This is a genomic window from Methylocapsa sp. D3K7 (assembly GCF_029855125.1).
GTDB lineage: Bacteria > Pseudomonadota > Alphaproteobacteria > Rhizobiales > Beijerinckiaceae > Methylocapsa.
Genome location: NZ_CP123229.1, coordinates 501,606 through 524,199 on the forward strand (window position 1 = coordinate 501,606; position 22,594 = coordinate 524,199).

18 protein-coding genes are annotated in these 22,594 nt (G+C 55.6%); 2 read left to right on the forward strand and 16 right to left on the reverse strand.

What is annotated here, in order from left to right:
• Positions 1-106 precede the first annotated feature (106 nt).
• From QEV83_RS02270 to QEV83_RS02290, 5 genes are all read right to left on the reverse strand, one after another.
• Positions 107-1,198 carry a glycosyltransferase family 2 protein gene (locus tag QEV83_RS02270; RefSeq protein WP_280129673.1) on the reverse strand — a complete coding sequence of 364 codons (1,092 nt, stop codon included), beginning with the start codon at positions 1,196-1,198 and terminating at the stop codon, positions 107-109.
• 286 nt (positions 1,199-1,484) lie between these two features.
• Positions 1,485-2,663 carry a class I SAM-dependent methyltransferase gene (locus tag QEV83_RS02275; protein WP_280129674.1) on the reverse strand — a complete coding sequence of 393 codons (1,179 nt, stop codon included), beginning with the start codon at positions 2,661-2,663 and terminating at the stop codon, positions 1,485-1,487.
• Between the two features lie 258 nt (positions 2,664-2,921).
• The gene (gene rfbF / locus QEV83_RS02280) at positions 2,922-3,698 is read right to left on the reverse strand and encodes a glucose-1-phosphate cytidylyltransferase (RefSeq protein WP_280129675.1); all 777 of its coding nucleotides are present in this window, start codon (positions 3,696-3,698) and stop codon (positions 2,922-2,924) included.
• Between the two features lie 147 nt (positions 3,699-3,845).
• On the reverse strand, positions 3,846-4,982 hold the full coding sequence (locus QEV83_RS02285; RefSeq protein WP_280129676.1) for a DegT/DnrJ/EryC1/StrS family aminotransferase: 1,137 nt from the start codon (positions 4,980-4,982) through the stop codon (positions 3,846-3,848).
• A gap of 48 nt (positions 4,983-5,030) precedes the next feature.
• Positions 5,031-5,900 carry a 2OG-Fe(II) oxygenase gene (locus tag QEV83_RS02290; RefSeq protein ID WP_280129677.1) on the reverse strand — a complete coding sequence of 290 codons (870 nt, stop codon included), beginning with the start codon at positions 5,898-5,900 and terminating at the stop codon, positions 5,031-5,033.
• 787 nt (positions 5,901-6,687) lie between these two features.
• On the opposite strand from QEV83_RS02290, the gene QEV83_RS02295 reads away from it, so the two are divergent.
• Complete coding sequence (locus QEV83_RS02295) at positions 6,688-7,485, forward strand: CDP-diacylglycerol diphosphatase (RefSeq protein ID WP_280129678.1); 798 nt, start codon at positions 6,688-6,690, stop codon at positions 7,483-7,485.
• A 167-nt stretch (positions 7,486-7,652) separates the two neighbouring features.
• Here the strand turns inward: QEV83_RS02295 and QEV83_RS02300 are convergent, their stop codons facing one another.
• Positions 7,653-10,148 (reverse strand): glycosyl hydrolase family 28-related protein, encoded by a 2,496-nt coding sequence (locus QEV83_RS02300; RefSeq protein ID WP_280129679.1) that lies wholly within the window; start codon positions 10,146-10,148, stop codon positions 7,653-7,655.
• 809 nt (positions 10,149-10,957) lie between these two features.
• Here QEV83_RS02300 and QEV83_RS02305 point away from each other — a divergent pair.
• Complete coding sequence (locus QEV83_RS02305) at positions 10,958-11,455, forward strand: CinA family protein (protein ID WP_280129680.1); 498 nt, start codon at positions 10,958-10,960, stop codon at positions 11,453-11,455.
• Between the two features lie 3 nt (positions 11,456-11,458).
• Here the strand turns inward: QEV83_RS02305 and QEV83_RS02310 are convergent, their stop codons facing one another.
• The 10 genes from QEV83_RS02310 to QEV83_RS02355 all read right to left on the reverse strand — a co-directional run bounded on the left by QEV83_RS02310 (position 11,459) and on the right by QEV83_RS02355 (position 22,589).
• On the reverse strand, positions 11,459-11,917 hold the full coding sequence (locus QEV83_RS02310; protein ID WP_280129681.1) for an SRPBCC family protein: 459 nt from the start codon (positions 11,915-11,917) through the stop codon (positions 11,459-11,461).
• A 104-nt stretch (positions 11,918-12,021) separates the two neighbouring features.
• Positions 12,022-12,996 carry a lipoyl synthase gene (lipA, locus tag QEV83_RS02315; protein ID WP_280129682.1) on the reverse strand — a complete coding sequence of 325 codons (975 nt, stop codon included), beginning with the start codon at positions 12,994-12,996 and terminating at the stop codon, positions 12,022-12,024.
• 44 nt (positions 12,997-13,040) lie between these two features.
• Positions 13,041-14,480 (reverse strand): dihydrolipoyl dehydrogenase, encoded by a 1,440-nt coding sequence (gene lpdA, locus QEV83_RS02320; RefSeq protein WP_280129683.1) that lies wholly within the window; start codon positions 14,478-14,480, stop codon positions 13,041-13,043.
• Positions 14,481-14,516: 36 nt separating this feature from the next.
• Positions 14,517-15,812 carry a pyruvate dehydrogenase complex dihydrolipoamide acetyltransferase gene (locus QEV83_RS02325; protein WP_280129684.1) on the reverse strand — a complete coding sequence of 432 codons (1,296 nt, stop codon included), beginning with the start codon at positions 15,810-15,812 and terminating at the stop codon, positions 14,517-14,519.
• A 24-nt stretch (positions 15,813-15,836) separates the two neighbouring features.
• Positions 15,837-17,267 (reverse strand): pyruvate dehydrogenase complex E1 component subunit beta, encoded by a 1,431-nt coding sequence (locus tag QEV83_RS02330; protein ID WP_280129685.1) that lies wholly within the window; start codon positions 17,265-17,267, stop codon positions 15,837-15,839.
• 44 nt (positions 17,268-17,311) lie between these two features.
• Positions 17,312-18,346 carry a pyruvate dehydrogenase (acetyl-transferring) E1 component subunit alpha gene (gene pdhA, locus QEV83_RS02335; RefSeq protein ID WP_280129686.1) on the reverse strand — a complete coding sequence of 345 codons (1,035 nt, stop codon included), beginning with the start codon at positions 18,344-18,346 and terminating at the stop codon, positions 17,312-17,314.
• Positions 18,347-18,458: 112 nt separating this feature from the next.
• On the reverse strand, positions 18,459-19,688 hold the full coding sequence (locus tag QEV83_RS02340; protein ID WP_280129687.1) for a DUF2252 family protein: 1,230 nt from the start codon (positions 19,686-19,688) through the stop codon (positions 18,459-18,461).
• The gene (locus tag QEV83_RS02345) at positions 19,673-20,899 is read right to left on the reverse strand and encodes an anion transporter (RefSeq protein ID WP_280129688.1); all 1,227 of its coding nucleotides are present in this window, start codon (positions 20,897-20,899) and stop codon (positions 19,673-19,675) included. The genes QEV83_RS02340 and QEV83_RS02345 overlap by 16 nt, the downstream gene beginning before the upstream one ends.
• An 11-nt stretch (positions 20,900-20,910) precedes the next feature.
• The gene (locus QEV83_RS02350; RefSeq protein WP_280129689.1) at positions 20,911-22,131 is read right to left on the reverse strand and encodes an MFS transporter; all 1,221 of its coding nucleotides are present in this window, start codon (positions 22,129-22,131) and stop codon (positions 20,911-20,913) included.
• 134 nt (positions 22,132-22,265) lie between these two features.
• On the reverse strand, positions 22,266-22,589 hold the full coding sequence (locus QEV83_RS02355; protein WP_280129690.1) for a septum formation initiator family protein: 324 nt from the start codon (positions 22,587-22,589) through the stop codon (positions 22,266-22,268).
• Between the last annotated feature and the right edge of the window lie 5 nt (positions 22,590-22,594).

A 22,594-nucleotide genomic window follows, 5' to 3' on the forward strand; every position in this document is an offset into this window, starting at 1 on the left:
CGATCCATGCGGCCGAAGTCTCGGTTGCGGCCAGGGAAAGGGCGCGGCGCCGCTGCAGGACCATCAAATGAGAACTGTCACCGCCTGAGCCCGAGCCGGACACCGCTCAGCGCAAACCAAGAGTGCGAAAGATATTGGACGCCGACCGCCCAGGCGCAGAGGTCTGCCACTCCGCCTGCACATCAAAATTCCTTCCGCGCACGGCAGCCTTCGCACGCATCAGCCTGCGTAGTTTGGCCACGAAGTACGCCGGGTAGCCCAATAGCGTTGCTGCGTACTCCCAAACCCCGACTGCGTATCCACTCTCGCCCAGACGCGCATGCGCGACTCGTGCTCCGGCCAAATCTCCGCTGAGCGCGCTGCGCATGACGAAGCGTAGATAGCGATGCAGCGCCCGTCGCACGCCGCGGCGGTTGGTCTCATCGTCGAACCGCTCTGCCTCGTGCATGGACAAAAGAAACTCATTCCAGAAATGCAGTTTCAAGCGCACGTCTTGGGCACTCACAGTGTCTTCGTGCTCGCGTGTGAAGACGAGCGGTTCGAAGACAAAACCGACGTCCCCTGCCCGGCAGAGGTGCTGGAACGCATCCGCATCGGCATGGAAGGGCAAAGTGAAGATGTCGCCCGGCGGGGCGGCGGACCTGCGCCAAAAAATATGGTGATATGGGGGCAAATTCTCCCTCAAGAGCGCAGCGCGCTCCGCGAACTCCCATCCCGGATGAGTCTCTCTGGTTGGGTCGAGATCAATTGAACGTACGGTTCCGTTGTAACAATCGAGGCAGCTCGCAATGGTAACGTTTGGGTTGCGCTCACAGACATCGACAAGTCGCGCGATGGCGTCGGGGCGCATAAGGTCGTCGGCCGCCAGGATCTTCAGGTAGCGCGCGTCAGCTGGGGCGAGCGCTACCGTCGCGTTGTAGTTCTCACGTTGCGGCAGCAGCGCGGAATTGCGTTTCGTCACTACGGGAACGCGCGAGTTCAGATACCGCGAAATGATCTCTGGCGTCGCATCCGTGCTCGCATTGTCCAACACGACATGAACCAGATTGGGGTAGGTTTGCGCCTGGACGCACGCCATCGTCTCGGCTAAATATTTCCCTCCATTATACACGGGCGTCAACACGGCGACCAGTGGTCGATCGCTGGCAGTTATCGAATTGTCGCCCTCATCCCTTAATGCACGTGTTGGCATTGACATCAGCTTTCCCCGTCCAGAAAGGCGGCCGCGCGCACCATCACCAAACGTCATTTTTTGTTCGGTCGAGCACGGGCTGCACCAAGCGCTTCCGGTAGCGGATACGCCTAGCAGGCCACGCTAACACCAAATAAGGTGCACAGCTTGACCTGTTTGAGCCTCGAAATTTGCTTTGAAACGCGAAAGACCGAGCTCATCTCCAAGACCAGATTTCTCACGCGGAAAGCGAGCGAAAAGCCGCTTAATCCGGTGTCCTCTACACCGCAAGAGGGTCCCTATGCGCAAAGCGTCAGGCCCAGATCTGGACTGTGGGAACCGGCGTCACAAACTTCCCCCCCCATTCGCGAATGCCGGCGAGTTGGCTCATAATCTCAAGTCTCAGGTTCCAGGGCAAAATCAGGATGAAGTCTGGCCTCGCGTCCATCAACACCTCCGGCGCCACAATTGGAATATGACTGCCCGGAAGCAGCTGGCCCTGCTTGTGTGGATTGCGATCTGCGACCAGCGCGATATCCTCGGTTCCAATGCCGCAGTAGTTTAGGAGCGTGTTTCCCTTGGCCGCAGCCCCGTAGGCGCCAACTGTCTTTCCGGCAGATCTGGCATCGGTGAGGAAGGCGCGAAGCGCGTCTCGGCACACTGGAATCTGGGCCGCGAACTTCGAATATGTTTCGAGTATATCCAGTCCCGCCGCAGCCTCATCCGCGCGCACTTTGAGAAGTCCATTGCCCTCCGCAACATCTTTCCGGTTGGCATCGACAATGTAATAACGCAGCGAACCCCCGTGGGTACTGATCTGCTCGACGTCGAAGACTTTCAGCCCATGGCGCGCGAGCAAGCGCTCTGCTGCGAGCAATGAGAAATAGGTGTAGTGCTCGTGGTAGATCGTATCGAACTCCACATGCTCCATAAGTGGCAGAAGGTGCTGCACTTCAATTGTAAGTATTCCCTCCGGCTTGAGCAGCACCGCCAGACCTGCCGTGAACGAATCGAGGTCTGGAACGTGGGCCCACACGTTGTTGGCGACGACCAAGTCGGCTTTGCACTGCCTTGCAACGACTGCCTCGGCGACCTCCCGGTCCAGATATGAGACTTGTGTCGGAACGCCGATGCGGGAGGCTGCGGCCGCAACGGTATCCGATGGCTCGATCCCCAAACAAGGAATGCTGGCTGCAACAAAGTTTTTCAGGAGATAGCCATCGTTGCTGGCAACCTCCACAACAAAACTCGCACGATCAAGACCAAACCGGGCAATCGCCATCGCGGCATATGCCTCGGCATGTTTTTGCCAGCTCTCCGAAAACGACGAGAAGTACGCATAATCATAGAAGAGTTCCTCGCGAGGGACATCGGTGTCGACCTGAACAAGGAAGCAATCGGCGCACACGAGAGCACGCAGCGGATAGGCACGCTCATCTTGGCTGGCCTCAGCGCTTCGCAAGTACGAGTTGGCGGGTGGCTGAATACCCAAATCGGCGAACACCGTTGCAACATTGGCGCCGCCACAACCGCGGCAGGTTGTGCGGATAACCGCTGCGCCGAAACTAGGCCGCGTCTGAGAAACTTTGGTTGTTATGCCGCTTCGCTTCATGCGCTACACTACCACCCCTCGGCACGAGGAGGAAACCCAATTCCTCGAAATCGTGCCCCGCTCGATTTCGATCCTCGCAGAGCTTTTTATCATGAGGGGAACAGGCGCCTCGCCTTGCCCCGCGATGGCCCTATGGTGTCAGTCCCACACTTTCCAGGGCGCCTTGCCACTCCCCCAGAGCTGTTCCAGGACCATCTTGTCGCGCAGCGTGTCCATAGGCAGCCAGAAGCCGTTGTGACGGAACGCTGCCAACTGATCTCGTTCGACGAGGCGGCTCATCGGCTGCTGCTCCCACACTGTTAGATCGTCGTCGATCACGTCGAACACAGATGGCTCGCATACATAGAACCCTCCATTCACAAGCCCGACATCGCCACTGTCTTTCTCACGAAACGCAGTCACCATGTTGCTGTCGGGTGTGAGCCCTAGGACGCCGAAGCGGCCTGCCGGTACCACCGCCGTCACCGTACATGCGACACCGCATCGGCGATGAAACTCTAGCAGGTCGGTCATGTTCACATCGCCGACACCGTCGCCATAGGTTAGGCAAAACGTCTCGTTCCCAATAACGTCTTGCGCCCGCTTGATGCGACCACCCGTCATGGTATCGAGTCCCGTGTCCAGAACGGTAACCCGCCACTGCTCCGCAGCAGCACGCAGCCAGACGATGTCGCCCGTGGCCAAATCGATGGTAAAATCGGATGAGACGCGGGTGTAGTTAAGGAAGTACTGCCGGATCACTTCAACCTTGTACCCCCCCAAGATAACGAATTCGGTCAGGCCAAAGTGAGCGTAGGATTTCATGATATGCCAAAGTATTGGCTTATTGCCTATTTCGACCATCGGCTTGGGACGAATGCTTGTCTCTTCACTCAGACGTGTGCCAGAACCGCCGGCAAGAATGAGAACCTTCATAATATACCCGCTTTTGGCCCAATGCTTCTTCGAGTAGCTCTTTGTCTGGCTCCGAGAACGTCATTGTTTCGCAGCTCGCTCATGTGAAACAACTGCGTCCAAGGCAAATCCCGCTTCCACAGCCTGCCGGTGTCCAAAGGGCGCCCGTCATATATGCCGCCGGAGGACTTCGCACACCCGGTCGATCTCATCCTCGCGAATGTCGTGATAACTAGGCAGATTGATCGCGCGCTTATAAAGCGAATAACTCACTTCGTTTTCGGGCTTATCCTCAAACATCGGCAGCATGCTAAGCGGCCAGAAGAAAACGCGCGCGTCAATATTATGCGCACGCATATCGTTGAGCAAGGATTCACGATCGAATGACACGTCGCGGTTTGCAACGATCGTCGGCATCCAATAGCCGTTCGCCGTGCCTTTGGGCTCGACATTGAGCGCCAGCGGAAGATCGGCGAGGCGGTCCTTATAGGCGAGCATGATTTCCCGCCGCCGGGCAACGAGTTCCTCCACACGGCTGAGCTGGGCGCAGCCGAGCGCTGCCTGGATGTTTGACATTTTGTACTTGTAGCCAATCATGTCGGGCCAGAATTGCTTCGACTGATCCGGAGCGCGGCCAAGTGCGTTCAACGCCGTCACGCTACGCGCAAGCTGTGCGTCGTCGGTGGCGAACATGCCCCCTTCGCCCGTCGTCATCGTCTTCGAGCCATGAAACGAGAAGGCCGAATAGACCCCCATCGTCCCAGTCCGTTTGCCATTCTTCCAGCGCGACCCCAGGGCTTCGGCGGCATCCTCGATGACCGGTACGCCGTGGCGCCGGCCGATATCGAGGATCGCATCCATGTCGGCGACCGAGCCGTAGAGATGCACTGCTATGATCGCCTTGGTCTTCGGCGTGATCGCAGCCTCTACTTTTTCGGGGTCAAGGCACCACGTGTCCTCAAGCACGTCAACAAAGACCGGCTTCCCGCCAAGATAGACGACGGGCGCCGCTGGGGCGATCCAATTGATGTCGCCAAGTATAACTTCGTCACCCGGCCCAATGCCTAGTGCTACGAGGCCCAAATGCAGCGCTCCGGTCCCACTGGACGTGGCGACTGCGTGCTTCACACCCAGCCACTCGGCGAATTCTTTCTCAACCCGCTCCACATAGTCGTAGCAATGCTCCGCCCATCCAGTTGCCGCCGCATCGGTCACATACCGCACTTCAAGGTCGGTTATTGATGGCTTTGAATAGTGGATTTTCGAAGGTGCCACGCATTCCAATATGGGCTTGGGATTTAGCATGCCCATATTCCTCCGGCCGGCCGCAAGCAGCGTCCCACGACTAGATTGTCAACCATTTTGCGCGGCACCCGAGTTCCGGTATTCGTGGCCGAGCTCCATAGCCACGGGCGAATCTTTCGGCGAGCGCGAAATGGGAGGAGTCACCTTGCCGTCAAAGGTCTCGCCAGGCGAGCCCGTGGACTTATAAAGCGTGAAGTGAGGATCGTCGATGTCGCCGTCGTCGCGATGCGCCGTGTAATAATAGAGATTGAGCACCTTGCGTTGCACCCCCACGGGGCATTTGTTCGGTAGCCGCTGGCCATGATTCGAATGTTCGCCGGTTGAGAAAATGACGAGGCGATTGAATTGCGGGAGATTGGACACGACGGGGACCGTCAAGTCCTTATCCCAGAATTCGAGGGCGCCATCCCATTCAGGCTCCCAGCGCTCGGGCAAATAAAGGAGGGCGTTCACGCGCCGATAGGCTTGCAGCTTGTGGTGCCAGTTGAAATCGGCGTGGATATTCAGGAAGTCGCCGGTCGAACTTATATGCACCCCGCCGCCAATGAAATAGGGGTCGGGAAGAAGGCACTCGATGCCAGTCAAGGTCTCGATGAAAAGCGTAAATTGACGCGAGTTGAACTCGCGCAGCATCTCGCGGAGGAGTGTCGGGAGCTTTGTTTCATCATGCTGAAAGCGCCGGCGATTGTTCTTGTTATCGCGCTCGACCCAGGAAATGTCCTCGGGTTTGGGGAAGGCGGACGCGAGCGCGTGCGCTAAGTCGCTTGGGAGGAAGTTGTCGAGGCAGATGTTTGGAAAGGGTGCGGCGCTCTGGTATTCCTTCGCGCGCTGGACCGCTATTTGCGCATAACGCGTATCATCGAATACTCCAAGAGGACTCTGGGTATGGCTTGATGTCGTCATGGCAATGACCCCCATGGACCCTCTTGATGAACAGCTTGTATGATATCGAGGTTAATGAAGCAATCGTGTAGATCAAGCTTAATGACACAATCTGGTCGGGCTAGGCCCCGGTCCTTCGGGCCCCAACCTGGCTGGCAGTGATCGTTAGCTCTGGCACCCGCACCTGCCCTCAGCGAGACTGATCGTTTGCCCGCCCCTGGGACTTGCCCCATTCCTTCGCAGTAGGAAAATACTTTTACTCCGCAATTATGTTCCAGTCTCGATTCCGCGCCACATGGCGGCCAGAGGGCTGGCTCAATTTGTGACGAGTAACTTCGGTAGTTCAACTAGCTAGACTCCGGACCCATTCATAGCGCCAAGTTTCATAGCGCCAAGTTTGCGATGCACAGGGAGCAGCTAAAAAATAAGAGTGTCTCTGGCTCGTCTGGTTTAATTATCTCATTTCTCGAATACGAGACCCAAATGGGATAATGATCTCGGACAGCCCACTAGCTATATTCCCCTTGCAGGCGAAGTACTCGAACGCTAAATCGAACTTCTCATGGGCCCTTCCGGCAGTAGGCGGAGTTTTTCCTATTATTGTGTCACCAGCGGATTATGAAAAATGGCGGCACACCTATTTGCGGCATCATTTTCGCTGCTTTTTGGGCGGTTCCGGGATCGCAACAAAATACGATCATCACATAGCGCTTTTGAAGGCGCAAAGACGGATAGCGGATTCGAATTTTGTCCAACAGTTCGAACGGAAATCTTTCTTCGGTTTCCAGTCAGAATGTTTGGATTGTCTCGGATCTGATCCGGCATGAGCACCGTTTTCGAAAGGTTCCTTTTGCGCAAAGTTATCTGTGTTGCAGCAATGATAGGGTTAATCCTTGGCACGGTTGCGGGCCTGCCGCATTCCGTGAAGGCCGCCAGCCGGAATGGCCTGTGGATCATCGTCTCCAATATTTGTCTGCCCGCCTACCAAAGTGTCGGTATGGCGTTCCCGTGTGCCGAGGTCAACATCCCCAAAGGTCCAGAGCATGGCTTTGCCGTTGTGCAAACGCCGTCGATAGCCACCCATATCGTCGTTGTGCCAACTACGCGCATATCGGGCATCGAAAGCCCGGACCTGTTAAGGGACACGACCCCAAATTATTGGGAGGCAGCTTGGAACGCCCGCCGATTTGTTGAGTACGGGGCACACCGACAGCTGCCACGTGAGAAGATCGGCATGGCCATCAATTCGTCTGTCAGCCGCAGCCAGGACCAGCTCCATATTCATGTCTCCTGCATCTCCCCGGAGGTCACCGAATTTTTGTACCGCCAGCGGGCAGGTATTCGAGGAACTTGGTCCTTGCTTCACTCGAAACTCCTGGGGCACAGATTTGTCGCAATGAAAATCGAGGCGGATAACTTAGCCCAGGCGGATCCATTCAAACTACTCGCCCGTGGCCTTCCATCGGGCAAATTTTCCATGGCGAGCCAAACGCTGGCTGTCGTGGGAGCGAAATTCGACAATGGGAAGACGGGTTTCTATCTTTTGGCCAACGATTCCGGCGCGTCGCCGTCGGATATCGTGAGCGCGGAAGCGCTGCTCGATGAAAACTGCACAGATTGAACGGAGAGCCGGTTATATCGACAGCGGACGAACCCGGTATGTCCTTCCTGCCATGAAACGGCTCTCGATCCTGTGCAAGGAACATGAGCCAGTTATTTTGTTATGCGTTAGGGCCTGCCATTATCTCAGAACCCGTTCGGAGTGCCACAGATCCCATTGGCAAGCCGCTAATCGTGTCCAACAACTGTTCCCGCGGAAGGAGAAGGATTATTCCAGATCCTTTGGTCGTTGATGGATGGAGTTTGGGTCCCCGCCGCCAGCGTACCATTGATGCTCGAGTTCCATATGATCGTGTCCAAAACGCCTGTGCTTAGTGAGAAAAATACAGGGCAGTTCGTACAATTATTTCCCTGAAAGATCGTCCCGACGATACCATAAGCCAGACCACCGCTCGGCAAAAAAGGGCCGTCGGGATCCGCGTAAAGAAGATTGTTCGTATAGCCGTCAGAATAGTCAACTCTTGGGGTCCCTGGCAGGCCTGTGATTGAATTGTTACGAACTTCAATACTGTCCAGAGCCGTGCCCCAGATATAGTTCGGGTCACGCATTCCCGAAGCGACAGTGATATAAGCGGGACGAAGACCTTTTGTATTTAGCAAAGAATTTCCATTTATTTCGATATTCCTGTAAGATCCAAATTTAGGTGTGGCGTAACTCAAGGCTTTTGTATCCTGGATACTGAATAGCCAAATTCCCCCACTATCCTTTAGAGTATTATTTACTACAGAGACATTATAAAAGCCCGCAGCATACAACAAAATCCCGCGCGGATTGTCCTGCATTAAATTGGAACGGATAAGCCCATTCTCTATTGATGGCACGAATATTGAAAAGTTGTCACCCGGCGCCGGAATGATATCCCAAGAACCACTTATCGTGAAAGTATTATTGTTGATCTTGGTAATTTGCCGCCATTGACCGGCCCCCTTTCCGCTGACTATCGCAATCTTGGAACCGCTATTGAAAGCTGAAGATGCTAAATAGTTCCATGCGCAGGTGCCCGCACACTTTGAACCAGAAGTTACTGTTGTAGCATCAGCTGATGTAACGGTCCCAACATCTTGTTGTAATTTAGAATAAGCCCCACCTTCGCTATTTATAGTTTCACCATCATTCGAGTTACTTTTAAATGATCCATCAGAAACATCGAATATATTATTCTGGATGACCAGATTTTTAGCGAATTCGACGGCTATTTGGCGGCCCATCTGACGTGTCACCGAATCTCCTATCTTGATGGGCGCATTTTGCGGGTCAGTATTGTACCAATTGATATTGGCCGCTGTGACTGTGACCTTATCTGACGCGCTTCGAGTAAAATGATTTTTTTCAATCAACCCGTTATACATGGTGAGAAAGGCATTCCCTCCTGAGGCCCACCAGATGGTATTATTTTGGAAGGTGAAGTTCGTTAGGTTTTCAAACCAAATCGGACCTACACCGCTGTATCCTGGGCGGGAGGGATCGGGCTGCTGGCTGTTGATTGCTTGATGAAACGTGGAGTTGGTAATAACCAGTCTATCCGCATTTTTAATGCTGAGAAATAATCCGGTGCCGAGGTCCCAATTCACGCGCTGGAGAAAAAGCTTACTGGTCGATCCAGGCGCGACGATATTGCGAACGGACTGACTGCGCGTATCGATATTTTTAACCGAGAGATCGGCCAAGCCGGACATTGATGCGCCCGCCAACCACGAAATTCCCCAGAAGGAATATGACGCGGGCTGTGCTGACGAGGGACCCATCAGGATCGTCGTATCACTGGTGCTGTGCCCTTGCAGCACCACGTTCGAAGCCATGTTGAGGCCCGATCCCGAAGGGGAGGCAAGCCTATATGTTCCGGCTGGTAAATAGACGACACCCTTATGCTTTGCAGCGAAGTTGATGGCGGCCTGGATCGCGGGCTGGTCGTCTGCGATTCCGTCCCCCTTCGCGTGAGGCGTTATAAAAGGATCGTTGGTGACGTTGAAAATATGATGATCGGCGTTATCGACGGTTCCATTGTAGCCGGGGCCGTTCTGGTAAACGAAATCCCTCCCCCAGGGCACATTGAGCTGAAAATGATCGTTGCCGTTTGTAGCGTGCCCTAGCACGCAGTCGCTGGTGTAGGTCCAATTTGAGCCGCTGATCACTTTGGCACGGTACCAGTGGCCGGGGATGACACCAGCAGGCGCAATAACCGTCAGCGAATAGGGGTCACTTTTGCTAAGATCGACGCTGGCGGCGATCATCGCCCCGGTAGATTGATCCCCCAACATTACAGTAACCGAAGCCGGCGCCACATAAAGGTTACGCCCGAAAATTCGGAAGCTGTCATTGGGAGCAATTTCCGGCTTATCGAATTGCGCCGCTTGCGGGTAATTTACTCCGAACGTCTTGCTCCACGCGGTCCCGTCAGAGACAGCCAGATAATAGACATCGAACGCTTGGGTCTTCGGTACTTGGAAAGCAACGACGTTGTTATCCCCCTTGATGATTTTTACGGGAATCGGCGACGCTGAAGTAAAGGGACGGAAATAGACTCTTGGCGAAGATCCAAATCCGCTTCCTTCGAGGCTTACGATATTGCCGGGCGCTGCGGTGGACGGAAGATTAAGAATAATTGGCGTGCTCAAAGCGGGGGTGGCACAAAAAATGAATAACAGTAACGCCTGGCGGTACACGTGGGAATATCCGATTAATCGCCGAGTCCATAGATGGGCCGGGCGGAACAAGCAGGTGGGGAAGTGGGTCATCGCAGACGGTCCTTTTTTGTAATTATTGATTAGTGACGACTGATAGCAGTGTATATTACACATTTAAACAGATAGAGACACATGAGTCGAAATCAACTTGTCTCTCGTCACTGCCTGGCTTCTTCTTGATGCTCGATCGGCGATCCGTTTCTCACCAAACCGCGAATGCGCGGTCAAAACCGTTAAAATACAGAAACTCAGGTTAAATACTGCGTGGTATAATAGACAGAAAGAACCAGTCATATCCAAATGATACGGGCCGTTTTCCATAGATGGAACAGTTTGAATAACAGACATTTATTCCATCCTCGGTTCTCTAGAAATAATACAGTACTGTATATGAGAGTTATATTTGTTTTATTACCTATATACATAGATATAAAGTCTTATTGTTTCTCCAATTTTCTGGATAATGACTTATTAAATTTTAATTTGTTGTAGGTATGGCAAAGCTAAAGCGCGTTTTAGAAGTTTTCACGTGGCTTTAGTGGCAAGATGCTGGCGACAACAAGATCGCATATCCATGATGCTCATGGATCCAAACGTAAGAATTGACATATTTGAAAAAGCTAATGCGTTGCCCGTGCAATTTTTCAGCAAGGCCTCGCCACTTATTGGTAAGATGGGACTGAAGTTCTGTAGCTGAGCAATCCAGCGGGAACAGCGGCACGTTCAACAAAAATGCGCGTCTTCATCCGGTGGCTTTGCTTGTCGGTGCGGCCGTAGCGGTAGCACGCATGTTTTCTGAGCCATCCCTCAGCCGCACAGCGGCCCTTATTTCCACCTGCCGTGATGCCGGATTTTTTGTTGCCACCGCCGAGTCCTGCACCGGAGGCCTCCTAGCGGCCTTGATCACCGCCATTCCGGGATCATCCGACGTGTTTGAGCGTGGCTTCGTGACTTATTCCAATGCCGCGAAAATAGAATCCCTTGGGGTGGAATCACGAATTTTGGAGCAGTTTGGTGCGGTTAGCAGCGAAACCGCACGGCAGATGGCGATCGGAGCACTCTTACACTCCAAGGCAAACATCGCGCTTTCGATTACCGGAATAGCGGGGCCTGGCGGGGGGACGCCTGAAAAGCCCGTAGGCCTCGTCCATTTTGGCATGGCGAGGCGGGATGGTGCGATCATCACCCTCGAAAAGCGCTTCGGTGACCTTGGCCGTGATGCAGTGCGTTTCGCGGCGGTTATGGCGGCGATTGAGTTGCTCGTGGAAGCCGTTCAAGGCGTTTAACGTTTAGGACGCCTTGCCATAAACAACATCGGCGCGATCCTCGAATGCTACCGCAAACTTGCGAAAAGCCGTGTCGAACATGCTGCCCATAATGAGACCGAGCGCACGGCTTCTGAATTCATAAGCAATACGGAATTCAACAAGACTGGTTTTCCCGCCGTCACACTCGTGGAAGCGCCACAGATTTTCGAGATGCTCGAACGGTCCGTCTATATATTCGACGAGAATCTTCTGCTCTGGCCGCTCGCAAGTGACGCGGCTCGTGAAAGTCTCGCGGAGGGCCTTATAGCCGACCTCCATGTCGGCAATGAGGATTAAACTGTCCCCCGCTTCATGCCGCTTGCGAACGCGCAGACTGCGGCAAAGAGGCACAAAACGCGGATAGGACTCGACATCGGCAACAAGCTCGAACATTTCCGAGGCGGTATGATGAACCCGATGCGTGGTTTTGAAAGAAGGCATGCCCATTCACGCAATGTGACAGATACAAAAAGCGCCCGGCCGTCAGGCGGACTTGTCGCGGCCCGGCGAAGCGAGGTTCGCTTCGCGCCCCATGGTCTAGCCGCTCAGCCTTCATCCCGCAAGGCGAGGCGCCGCGCTTTCAACCGAGCGAAATCCGCGCCCGCGTGATGGGAAGATCGCGTCAGGGGCGACGCCGAGACAAGCAAAAACCCCTTAGCAAGGGCAATTTCGGCGTAAGATGCAAATTCATCCGGCGGCACGAAGCGGACAACTGCGTGATGCTTTTTCGTCGGCTGGAGATATTGGCCAATGGTCAAGAAATCGACGCTGGCGGTGCGCAGATCGTCCATCAGCTGCAACACCTCATTTCGTTCCTCGCCGAGTCCCAGCATCATTCCCGACTTCGTAAACATTCCAGAATCGAGTTCCTTCACCCGCTGGAGAAGCCGGATTGAATGGAAATAACGCGCGCCGGGACGCACCTCGAGATATTTGGAGGGTACTGTCTCAAGATTGTGGTTGAAGACATCGGGCTTGGCCGCGACGACCGTCTCGAGGGCGCCCGGTTTGCGCAAAAAATCCGGGGTTAGAACCTCGATTGTGGTGTTTGGGCTTGCCGCGCGGATCGCCGCCACAACGGATGCGAAATGCCCTGCCCCGCCATCGTTCAGATCATCGCGATCGACCGATGTAATCACGGCATGGGCAAGCTCCAGCTTTTGAACCGCCGCGGCGACACGGGCGGGCTCTCCGGGATCGAGCGGCCGTGGCAGCCCTGTTCTGACATTGCAAAAAGCACAAGCCCTCGTGCATGTGTCGCCCATGATCATGAAGGTCGCGTGTTTTTTCTCCCAGCATTCACCAATGTTGGGACAGCCCGCTTCCTCGCAAACGGTAACAAGTCCATGCTCCTTGACAATGGCCCGCGTCGCGGCCCATTGCGCCGAGCCCGGCGCCTTGACCCTAATCCATGCAGGCTTGCGCGCCACCGGCTGATCGGGCCGGTGCGCCTTTTCGGGATGGCGCGGCCGTATGTCCTCTCCATGGCTTCCATCGGCGAGATCCACGGCATCAGACATTTATGAAATACCTTTTTCGCGGGCAGTCCGACCCCGCCTCCAGATCACATATGGATGACGCGGCCATAAGCATCAAGGACACTCTCATGCATCGTCTCCGACAGGGTGGGATGCGGGAAAATCGCATTGATGAGTTCCACCTCGGTCGTCTCGCAATTCATGGCGATGACAAAACCCTGGATCAGCTCCGTCACCTCCGCCCCAACCATATGGGCGCCGAGAAGCTTTCCGGTTTTGGCGTCAAAAATCGTCTTTACGAGCCCATCCGGCTCGCCAAGCGCGATCGCCTTGCCATTGCCGATGAAAGAAAAGCGGCCGATTTTGACGTCAAAGCCCAGCTCTTTAGCCTTCGCTTCGGTGAGGCCAACGGATGCTATCTGCGGATTGCAATAGGTGCAGCCGGGAATCATTCTTTTGTCCAAGGGATGCGGCTCAAGCCCTTTGATTGCTTCGACGCAAATGACCCCTTCATGCTCGGCCTTATGCGCGAGCATGGGGGGACCCGCGACGTCGCCGATCGCATAGAGCCCTGGCACGCTGGTGCACCCTCTTCCATTCGTCACGACAATCCCGCGCTCAATCTTAACGCCAAGCGTCTCAAGCCCAAGATTTTCTATGTTGCCAGCAACTCCAATGGCGGAAATCATCCGCTCGGCCTCGAGCACCCGCGTCCCACGGGTGTCTTCAACCGTGGCGGCAATGCCGTCGTGTTGCTTCTCAACCTTCGTCACTTTGGCCGAAGTTAAAATTTCGATGCCTTGCTTTGCAAATCGTTTGCGGGCCAACGCCGCAATCTCCGCATCTTCGACCGGGAGAATTTCCGGCAGTATTTCAACCACGGTGACTTTTGAGCCCATGCTTCGAAAGAAAGAGGCAAATTCGATTCCGATCGCGCCTGAACCCATGACAACGAGTGAGCTTGGAAATTTCTCCGGCACCATGGCCTCGAAATACGTCCAAATGAGTTTTCCATCCGGCTCAATGCCCGGCAGGACGCGTGGCCGCGCGCCGGTCGCAATGATAATATGTTTGGCCAGATAAGCTCCCGCGCCGAGGATGCCTTTGGGGACGGGGTTCGATGGTTGCATCGCAGGCTTTTTGGGGTCAGTGACCAAAACCTCGCCGGGTTTGGTGATCGCCGCCTCGCCCCAGATCACATCGACTTTGTTTTTCTTGAGCAAAAAGCCGACGCCAGCGTTCAATTGCGCCGACACGGATCGCGATCTTTTGACGACAGCCGTGGGATCGAAACCGATCTTGCCCTCCACCGTCAGGCCATACTCTTTGGCCCGGTTGAGGGTGTGATAGATCTCCGCCGATCGCAACAAGGCCTTGGTAGGAATGCAGCCCCAGTTCAGACAGATGCCGCCAAGATGCTCACGCTCGACGACGGCCGTCTTGAAACCAAGCTGCGCCGCGCGGATCGCCGCCACATAGCCGCCGGGTCCACCGCCGATGATGAGAATATCGTAGGAGTCAGCCATGGGCGGCAACTCCTAGAAGGTCTGCGAAACAAAGCATCACGCAAGCATCCCAGCCGGGTGTTCGATCAGAGTTTTGAACGCGGCGAGGAGCTTTGCACCCAAGACGCCATCGACCGCGCGGTGATCGCAGGACAGTGTCACGCTCATCACAGTCGCAACGGCAGGCGTACCATCCTTGACGATGACACGCGTCTCGCCAGCCCCCACCGCAAGGATCGTCGCTTGCGGCGGATTGATAATGGCCGAAAAGCTCTTTGTGCCAAACATGCCAAGATTGGACACAGACGTCGAGCCACCCTGATATTCTTCCGGGCGTAGCCTGCGGGCGCGCGCGCGGTTGGAGAAATCCTTCATCTCGCGCGAAATCACCGACAGGGTTTTCGTCTCGGCGGCACGGACGATGGGGGTGATAAGACCGCCAGGAATCGCCACTGCAACCCCGACATCGGCCTGCTTATGTTTCAGCATGGCGCTCTCGGTCCAAGTCACGTTAGCGTCGGGGACACGGATGAGGGCCACGGCGAGCGCCTTGATGATGAAATCATTGACCGAGATTTTATAAGACGGCTTACCCTCCGTGTCCTGAAGAGCGGCGTCATTGATTGCTTCGCGCAAACTCATCAGATCGTCGATGTTGCAATCGGCGGTCAGATAGAAATGCGGAATCGTACGGCTCGCTTCAACCAGCCTGCGCGCGATGGTTTTGCGCATCGAGTCGTGCGGAATTTCCTCGAACGAGCCAGCGGCAAAATTTTGCCTAATGAGTTCATCCGGCGGCCCGGGCGTTGGCAATGGCGCGGAGGGTGCCTTCGTGTCTTGGATGCGCGGTGCGGTTGGAGCGTGCGCAAGCGCCGCCTTCACATCCCGCTCAATGATGCGGCCATGCGGGCCAGAGCCTTGTATCGCGGCAAGATCGAGCGCGGACTTTTTGGCAATCCGGCGGGCCAGCGGCGAGGCGAAGATGCGCGGGCCGGCCTCTCCGTTGAGCGCTGGAGCGATGGGCGGGGCGGCAGCTGGTGCTGCTGGCGCCGCCTCGGGAATTTTTTCATTTGCTGGCACAGGCCCGCTTGCGACGGATTTTGCGTCTTCCCCCTCGCCCGCGATCAACCCGATGACATTGTTGACCGGCACGTCCGCCGTTCCATCCGGCACCACAATTTTGGCAAGTACGCCTTCATCAACAGCTTCCACTTCCATGGTCGCCTTGTCGGTCTCGATCTCGGCGAGCACATCACCCGCCTTGATCGTGTCGCCTTCTTTCTTAAGCCAGCGGGAAAGATTGCCTTTTTCCATGGTTGGCGAAAGCGCGGGCATCAAAATATCGATCGGCATGAAAGGCTCACATCTTTTTGTAGCTCAACGATACAGCACTGCTTTCGCCGCCGCGACAATCTCTTCCGCATTCAGCAGGGCGAGCTTTTCGAGATTCGCCGCATAGGGCAAAGGGACATCCTTGCCGGTGATCCGTATCACCGGCGCATCGAGATAATCGAAAGCCTCTTCCATGATTTTCGCCATGATCTCGGCGCCGACCCCGCTTTGCGGCCAGCCTTCCTCAACGGTGACGCAGCGGCCGGTTTTCTTGACCGATTGGACAATTGTTCCGGTGTCCATCGGCCGGATCGTGCGAAGATCAATCAATTCGGCCTCGATACCCTCGCCCGCCAGTACCTCCGCCGCCTTCAAGGCGTGCATCATCCCAATGCCGAAGGAAACGAGCGTGACATCCTTGCCCGCGCGGGCGATCCGCGCCTTGCCAATCGGAACCAAAAAATCGTCGAACTGCGGCACCTCGAATTTGTGCCCATAAAGGATTTCGTTTTCCAGAAAAACGACCGGGTTCGGGTCGCGGATCGCGCTCTTCAAAAGGCCCTTGGCGTCGGCCGCAGTAAAGGGCATGACGACTTTCAGCCCTGGGATATGTGAAAACCACGCGGCATAATCCTGGCTATGTTGCGCGGCCACCCGCGCGGCGGCGCCATTGGGACCCCGGAACACGATTGGGCAATCCATTTGGCTGCCGGACATATACCGGGTCTTGGCGGCGGAATTGATGATCTGGTCCATCGCCTGCATCGCGAAGTTGAATGTCATGAATTCGACAATGGGGCGCAGACCCGCCATCGCGGCACCGATGCCCAGTCCGGCAAAGCCATGCTCCGTGATTGGCGTATCGACGACCCGTCTGGCGCCAAACTCATGCAACAAACCTTGCGTGATTTTGTAAGCGCCTTCGTACTCCGCCACTTCTTCGCCAATAATAAAAACACGGTCATCGCGACGCATTTCTTCGGCCATCGCATCGCGCAAGGCTTCGCGCACGGTCTGCATGACCATGGCTGTGCCCTCGGGAATTTCGGGCACGGTCTCTTTTGTGGAGTCGCGAGGCGCAGCGATGTCAGAGCTCGCTGGCTTTGGCGCTGTCCCTGAGTCATTGCCCGTAGCGGCGGGTTCCGTATCACCCCCGTTCGGCGCGACGGGCTTCTTGTCGCCGGAAGCGCCCGATGGCGACACCGCCTGGCCTCGCACCGCTCCGGCATCCTCCCCCTCCCCGGCAATCACCGCGATGGGCGTATTGACCGCAACATTGTCGGTTCCGTCCGGCACCAGAATCTTGGCGAGCGTGCCATCATCGATTGCCTCGACTTCCATCGTCGCCTTGTCGGTCTCGATCTCCGCGAGGACATCGCCCGAGCGCACCGCGTCGCCTTCTTTCTTCAGCCATTTCGCGAGCTTGCCTTGTTCCATGGTCGGCGAAAGCGCGGGCATGAGAATATTCGTCGCCATCTAAAGTCCTTATCTCGCCCAGTTCAAAGTCCTGCATTCAAAAACTAAACGAGGACATCCGTCCACAACTCAGCAGGGTCCGGTTCCGGCTCATGCGTGGCAAAATCGGCAGCCTCCGCGATGACGGCACGAACCTCGGCGTCGATCTTTTTCAAATCGTCTTCGCTCGCCTGTTGACTCTCCAAGAGACGTGCCCGGACTTGTTCGATCGGATCGTGTTCGGAGCGCATCTTTTGGACTTCGTCCTTTGAGCGGTATTTGGCCGGATCTGACATCGAGTGGCCGCGATACCGATAGGTCTGCATTTCGAGGATTATCGGCCCATTGCCGGCCCGGCACCATTCGGCGGCACGAATCGCGGCGGCTTTCACCGCGCGCACATCCATGCCATCGACCTGCTCGCCCGGAATGTTAAAGGATTGCCCGCGTTTGGAAAAATCCGTCAGCGCCGATGACCGGCTGACCGATGTACCCATCGCGTAGCGGTTGTTTTCAATAACATAGACAACAGGCAGTTTCCAAAGTTCCGCCATGTTGAAACTCTCATAGACTTGGCCCTGATTTGCCGCGCCGTCGCCAAAATAAGTAAAGCAAACATTGCCATTGCCGCGATACAGATTGGCGAACGCAAGTCCGCTCCCAATCGGCACTTGCGCGCCCACGATGCCATGGCCGCCATAAAAATTTTTTGCCTTCGAAAACATATGCATGGAGCCGCCCTTGCCCTTCGAGGCGCCACTTTTGCGCCCCGTCAGTTCCGCCAGAACGGATTTGGGGTCCATGCCGCACGCGAGCATATGCCCATGATCGCGGTAGCTCGTGATGGTCTGATCGCCGTCCACTGCCGCCATCCGGACACCTGTGACGACAGCTTCCTGGCCGATGTAGAGATGGCAAAAGCCGCCAATCAGGCCCATGCCGTACATTTGTCCAGCTTTTTCCTCGAAGCGCCGGATGAGCAACATATTGCGATAGGCGGTCAGCTCCTCTTCCTTGCTAAAGGAGATATCCTGCGCTGTCGCTTTTTGCGGGTTTCCTGGCGCGGATTTGCCGCGAGCGGCGGTCGATGCGGCGGCCATGCAAAACCCTTTTGAGTTGGCGGAGACCATTGACCTTAAAATAGCGCGCAACCAGGAGGAAAGCGAGCCCTCAGGATCAGCCAAGGCGGCGAATACACTCAATATGATGCCATCATAAACTGTCTAGGGCATATTTGCGGCAATGTTCGAGATAAGCTCCCTCGTGGCTAACAAGCAGATCGACCGTACTTCGCCACAGCCAGGACGGTGCATCAAGTGATTTCGATCTGTTCTTCAGTAAATCTGCCTGCCAACTCTTGTGCCCTGCTTGGTCCATCTGGCGCGCATGGGCACATCCAACGATTTTTGCCAGAAAGCGAGCTGTCTTTAGCGCTTCGTCATGAGTGAGGGTTGCGAGCTCTATCTTAAGATCTTGTGGCAGCAGCTCCCGTACAACAACCGATTTGTTTAAGAATCGCTCGGCTTGCATTCTGTCTCCAAGAAATGGCGCGAGGTGGCGCGCACCTTCGACGACGCGGTCGGCGTTATCCTGCGGCATACTGACATTCTGGTAGTGCGGTGCCGCGGCGGCAACCGCTTCCTTGACATCCATTAAACAAAAGTCAGCATTTTTGGGGTTGCTCTCTCCAACGCCAAGCAACACCGCATAGCGAAGCCGTCCGAGCGAGCTGCAACCCTTAACCCAGTAAGCTGCATCGAGAAGATCAACTGGCGCGTCGCTTTCCCGAGAACGCAGCAGCGTCGCGAGGCGCTGCATTGCTTTGCTTGCGAAAAGAATTTTAAGAGCAGTCTGTTCCTTCTCCGAAATGGGCCAAAACTGTTTTCCGAGCGGAATGTCGGGGCTGGCGTCCCCTATGCATTCCTTGGCAAGATGACGCCAGGACCGGCGCACGGCACGCCGCAAAACGAGCCGCACCGATTCTGGCCTAGTTGCGCTGTCTTCTTCTGATTTAGAGTTGTCATCAAAAGCGCTTTCATAGCCCTCGATGATTTGTTCCAGCATTTTGGCGGTGGCCACACCTGGCAGGTCGGAACTTCGCGCCGCGGATGCGAAGGACAAACCCAAACGAATGAGATCATGTGCTGGATTTCCGATGACAGATTGATCAAGGTCTCGTATCTGAATCTCAACCTGGCCCGAGGTATTGGCCACTGGGCCAAGGTTACCCGTATGGCAATCGCCGCAAATCCATAAAGGGGGCCCTTCGGGCAACGACCCCGGTACCCGCGAATCGAGCCACTCATAAAATTTGGCCGTGTTTCCTCGCACATAAGCATGCGCGGATCGGGCCATTTTTAGGTTACGGATTTGAGTAAGGGCGCGTTGCCGCTCGTCAGGACTGGGAAGCAAAGACGTTTTGGATTTCACGCAAGCCACCATGTGCCAAAAGCGAGGCTCCCAATCGTCAACGGCAGCCCAATCCGCAAATAGGCGAAAAAAGAGATTGTCACCCCCTCCTTCTTTGCGCGTTCCGCGACAATCAGATTGGCGACGGAGCCGATCAGCGTGAGGTTTCCGGCAAATGTCGAACTCATCGCCACAAGACGCCAAGCCCGGCCGGGATCAGATAAGGTTACAATGAATGGTTTCAGGATCAAGACAGCCGGCACATTGCTAACGAGATTGGAGAGCAAAGCCGTCACACCGGACAAAATCCAAGTGTTTTCGAGATGAAGGCGGTAAACCATGGCCATAACATTTGCCGTCAGAAGCACTTTTTCGGCACCCGCCACGACGATGAAAAGCCCGGCAAACATCAACAAAAGACTACCGTCTATTCCTGCATAAAGTTTCCGCGGATTGACGGAACGCGACAGAAGCAGCAGCGAGCCGCCGATCAGAGCTGTTTCGGCGATGGGAGCTCCGGCAAAAAAACCAGCGATAACCCCGAAAGTCACCAGCACTCCCTTGGCAAGCTGCTTTGAATGCTGGCGCGGGCGTAGCGTTTTCGTGCTTGAGCCAAGAGAGGCCGAGAATTCCTTATGATAACAAAGGAGAATGAGGCCCCCCGTCAATGCAAGGGCAAACACCGCCGCCGGGGCGAGCTTGGCTGCGAATTCTGCATAAGGAAGATGTGATGAGACGCCGATAATCATATTTTGCGGATTGCCGGTAAAGGTCGCGGCGCTGCCGGCGTTCGAGGCCATGGCAACCGCCAAAAGATAAGGCACCGGATTGCGGCGCAAGGCGCGGGTGACGTCGATGACAAGAGGCGCCATCACAAGGCAGATGGCGTCATTGACAAGGAAGGCCGAGAATACACCCGTAACAATGACGATAACGATCAAAAGAACCGGCGCCGAAGGGGCGCGGCGCAAAGCGAAACGGCTCGCGAGTTCAAAAAAGCCGGAGACGCGCAACTGACTCACAATGATCATCATGCCGAGCAAAAGCGCAATGGCATCGAGATCAATGGCTTTAAGCGCTTCATCGAGACTAAGGGTCCTCAGCGCGATCATCAAACTGGCGCCGACGAGCGCTATGCCGGCGCGGTCGATGCGCAAACCGGGGGCTCGGCCAAAGGCCACGCCCGCATATGTCAAAACGAAGACAGCGATAGTTGCGTCGGCCGCGAGCGAAGCAGAGCTCATTGGGCTTTCGCTCATTCTGCGATCACGCTGGGCACGGTAGAGTCTGTCCCTTGCGTCTCCGGCATGGCAAAGAAATAAAGCAGAAATCCTGAAGCCGCTATGCAAGCCAAAACAAGAAATGCGGCAGAAAAACCCGCATGAACGACGACGAGTCCTGCCAATGATGTGCTAAGCGCCGCGCCGATGCCTTGCGCCGTGATCACACCGCCCTGGGCCAGATTGAAATGGCCGGTGCCGCGCGTCAAATCCGCAACGATGAGGGGAAACAGCGCGCCATAAAGTCCGGCGCCTGCGCCATCGAGACTTTGCACCGCGAACAGCCAAAAGCGATTATCCGACAAGGGGTAGAGAAAACCGCGCAGGGACAAAATAGCGAATCCGGCGAGAAACAGAGGCTTTCGGCCCCAAACATCGGCCTTATGACCAACCAGCATGGCCATCGGGACCATGACAACCTGCGCCGCGACGATACAGCCCGACATCAGAGCGGTGCCTTGATTCTTGTCCTGCAGAGCCAGCTTCTGGCCGACCAACGGCAGCATCGCGGCATTGGCGAGATGAAAAATCACGCAGCAGACGCAGAAAATCATAAGGCCTCGGTTACTCAAGAGCACACTGAGACCAGAGGGCTTATCTCGCGACGCGGAAGGGCCATCATGGAGGCCACGGGCGCGATCATAGTCAATGGCGTCCGCTCTAATGGTGAGAATGCTCACGATCGAAAGCAACGCCATGCCAGCAAGAATATAGAAGACGACGACAGGCCCTCCCTTCCAAGCGCAAATCCCCGCGAGCGCCGCTGCGAACGCGTTGCCAGCATGATTAAAAGACTCATTGCGACCAATGCGTTGGGTGAACGCACGCGGTCCCATGAGTCCCAAGGTGATCGCGGCAACCGCCGGTCCAAAAAAACTTTCCGCCGCGACAGCTGCAGCTTGCGATCCTGCGACAAAGACAAAGGAAGACATGAAAGGCAGGAGGATTGAGGCACCCGTCACGACCAAGGCAGCAACGACCATGATCCCCCTTTTGGCATGGCTCAGATCAATCAAAGCCCCGGCCGGAGCCTGCACGATCAAGCTAGAGACGGCGGCAATGGTCATCACGAAGCCGATCTGATCTTCCGCCCAACGCCGTTCAGTCAAAAGATAGATCGCAAGATAGGGTCCTAGGCCCTGGCGCACATCCGCAAGGAAAAAATTCACGGCATCAAGCGAATGTTCCTGGCGCATCTATCATTCCGGGAGACCAGAGCGTCGTTTGCTTAAAGTCTCCCGATGAGCCGATAGTTCCCAGCTTAGCTTTGAATCGCGTTCCCTCCGGACGCAACCATCTCGTGCCGCGCGGGACTGCGCCCTCAAGCGGACTATTTTTGCGCTCGCGGAAAAAATACGACGAGATCGTTACGGTTGACCCGGCCGAGCAGAGACCGTGTTTCCTCGTCGAGAAGATCGCGGTCAATCTCACGGCCGGACAGCAAGGATATCCGGTGATCCCACGAGGCATGCTCTAATTTGAGATCGTCCAAATCACTGCGCAGAGTCGCAATCTTTTGTTCGTATTCGCCCTTGGTTTTAAGACCGCGCTCGCCATTCACCGCATGCCAGACGAAATAGCCGCCGATCGCGCCAGAGACGCAATACAGCAACAACGGATAGAAAGTGGCGCGCACGCGTCGGTAAATGACCATGCCGT

Excerpts from the sequence above, each read along its gene's own strand:
- QEV83_RS02270 (WP_280129673.1), bottom strand. The coding sequence starts at position 1,198 with ATGTCAATGCCAACACGTGCATTAAGGGATGAGGGCGACAATTCGATA.
- rfbF (WP_280129675.1), bottom strand. The coding sequence starts at position 3,698 with ATGAAGGTTCTCATTCTTGCCGGCGGTTCTGGCACACGTCTGAGTGAA.
- QEV83_RS02285 (WP_280129676.1), bottom strand. The coding sequence starts at position 4,982 with ATGCTAAATCCCAAGCCCATATTGGAATGCGTGGCACCTTCGAAAATC.
- QEV83_RS02290 (WP_280129677.1), bottom strand. The coding sequence starts at position 5,900 with ATGGGGGTCATTGCCATGACGACATCAAGCCATACCCAGAGTCCTCTT.
- QEV83_RS02295 (WP_280129678.1), top strand. The coding sequence starts at position 6,688 with ATGAGCACCGTTTTCGAAAGGTTCCTTTTGCGCAAAGTTATCTGTGTT.
- QEV83_RS02305 (WP_280129680.1), top strand. The coding sequence starts at position 10,958 with ATGTTTTCTGAGCCATCCCTCAGCCGCACAGCGGCCCTTATTTCCACC.
- QEV83_RS02310 (WP_280129681.1), bottom strand. The coding sequence starts at position 11,917 with ATGCCTTCTTTCAAAACCACGCATCGGGTTCATCATACCGCCTCGGAA.
- lipA (WP_280129682.1), bottom strand. The coding sequence starts at position 12,996 with ATGTCTGATGCCGTGGATCTCGCCGATGGAAGCCATGGAGAGGACATA.
- lpdA (WP_280129683.1), bottom strand. The coding sequence starts at position 14,480 with ATGGCTGACTCCTACGATATTCTCATCATCGGCGGTGGACCCGGCGGC.
- QEV83_RS02325 (WP_280129684.1), bottom strand. The coding sequence starts at position 15,812 with ATGCCGATCGATATTTTGATGCCCGCGCTTTCGCCAACCATGGAAAAA.
- QEV83_RS02330 (WP_280129685.1), bottom strand. The coding sequence starts at position 17,267 with ATGGCGACGAATATTCTCATGCCCGCGCTTTCGCCGACCATGGAACAA.
- pdhA (WP_280129686.1), bottom strand. The coding sequence starts at position 18,346 with ATGGCCGCCGCATCGACCGCCGCTCGCGGCAAATCCGCGCCAGGAAAC.
- QEV83_RS02340 (WP_280129687.1), bottom strand. The coding sequence starts at position 19,688 with ATGGTGGCTTGCGTGAAATCCAAAACGTCTTTGCTTCCCAGTCCTGAC.
- QEV83_RS02345 (WP_280129688.1), bottom strand. The coding sequence starts at position 20,899 with ATGAGCTCTGCTTCGCTCGCGGCCGACGCAACTATCGCTGTCTTCGTT.
- QEV83_RS02350 (WP_280129689.1), bottom strand. The coding sequence starts at position 22,131 with ATGCGCCAGGAACATTCGCTTGATGCCGTGAATTTTTTCCTTGCGGAT.
- QEV83_RS02355 (WP_280129690.1), bottom strand. The coding sequence starts at position 22,589 with ATGGTCATTTACCGACGCGTGCGCGCCACTTTCTATCCGTTGTTGCTG.